The sequence below is a fragment of the Vibrio sp. 2130-1 genome (assembly GCF_033339515.1).
Genome location: NZ_JAWOUT010000576.1, coordinates 1 through 559, shown reverse-complemented (window position 1 = coordinate 559; position 559 = coordinate 1). Strand labels below are relative to the sequence as shown.

At 47.2% G+C, this 559-nt stretch carries 1 protein-coding gene and 1 pseudogene; one reads left to right on the top strand and one right to left on the bottom strand.

Annotation, left to right across the window (positions count from 1 at the left end; translation table 11 throughout):
• The first annotated feature begins 20 nt into the window (after positions 1-20).
• Complete coding sequence (locus tag R7Q09_RS27490; RefSeq protein ID WP_005464033.1) at positions 21-257, top strand: hypothetical protein; 237 nt, start codon at positions 21-23, stop codon at positions 255-257.
• Positions 258-350: 93 nt separating this feature from the next.
• On the opposite strand, the pseudogene R7Q09_RS27485 reads toward R7Q09_RS27490, so the two are convergent.
• Positions 351-559 (bottom strand): annotated as a pseudogene (locus R7Q09_RS27485) (major facilitator superfamily transporter); the annotation flags it as partial.

Genomic DNA, 559 nt, shown 5'->3' with positions numbered 1-559 from the left:
GACAATAACAGAGGTGATGTATGAAAAAACTAATCGCATTAGGCTTGATGGTTTGCTCAGCGAATGTGGCATTTGCTGCGGATGGCTCATACACAGGTACCATTGACATGACAATGAGTAATACGAACCAAGTGGATGTTGAACGCGCAAACTCGCAACTTACGTTGAAAGGCCGTAATGAAGCGATGTACGGCGGCGTGATGATTCAAACCGATGCATCTACCCAACCGATTGAACTTCGTGGCCGCCGCGATTAATCGGTCACGTTGTCATTACGAAAATGCCGCGATGAATTCGCGGCATTTTTGTTTGTTGATTGCGTATGTAATCAAGTGGCGGTGCGAAAGCGATTAGCTCTGCACCTCGACACCCGTTTCAATCTCGACAGGTTGCGCTTGTGCTTCGCTTTCTTTTGCCGCATCCAGCATTTTGCGAATAACAACCGACGCTGCCATAGCAATCGCCACCATCACAACCGCTAGTACAGTAAGCAGTTGGAAGTAATCACCGTATACGGTTTGTACGATTTCTTGAGTGATCTCTTGGCCTTTTTCCATCG